This is a genomic window from Vibrio sp. 1562 (assembly GCF_033340155.1).
Taxonomy (GTDB): Bacteria; Pseudomonadota; Gammaproteobacteria; order Enterobacterales; family Vibrionaceae; genus Vibrio; species Vibrio alginolyticus.
Map to the genome: position 1 here is coordinate 1 of NZ_JAWOVY010000409.1, position 662 is coordinate 662.

The 662-nt window shown below is 51.2% G+C and carries 1 protein-coding gene; it reads right to left on the minus strand.

Annotation, left to right across the window (positions count from 1 at the left end):
• Positions 1-91: 91 nt before the first annotated feature.
• Positions 92-662 (minus strand): sodium:proton antiporter NhaD (nhaD, locus tag R7Z49_RS25490; protein WP_318112452.1); only part of this gene is annotated, 571 nt, incomplete at its 5' end.

Consider the following 662-nt stretch of genomic DNA (forward strand, 5'->3'; position numbering starts at 1 on the left):
GAATTGGGTGATATTGAAGTGATGGATGGCGTGAACCATCCATCGGATCGTTAGACTAAGTAGCTAGGCGTGTCATTGGGGGTCATTGGGATTAGGTAAACAAGCCGCCGTTCATCCACAAATGAGCGGCAATACTGGCGGCGTAGCCCAGAGCGATCACGGGCGTCCATTTTAAATGGCCAAAGAAAGTGTATTGGCCACGCGCTGCGCCCATCAAAGCCACACCTGCGGCAGAACCAATCGACAACAAACTCCCCCCTACGCCCGCAGTGAGCGTAACAAGCAACCAGTTACCAGTGGACATGCTTGGGTCCATCGTTAGTACCGCGAACATGACCGGAATGTTATCGACAATGGCAGAAAGCACACCAACCATCACGTTCGCCCAAACCGGATTCCATTGGGTGTACATGACGTTTGAAACCAATTCGAGATAACCGAGCAAGCTCAAGCCACCTACACACATCACGACGCCATAGAAGAACAGCAAGGTATCCCATTCGGCGCGAGAAACACGATGGAATACGTCAAACGGTACGACAGAGCCTAAACGTTTCAGCGCATGATCGTCCCCATTCGCAATCGCCATGGCTGCTTTTTTCGCGAGCGAATGTTTGAGAGTTTTTCTTAAGAAGTACCCGAAGCACTGTAGGTACGCCAAG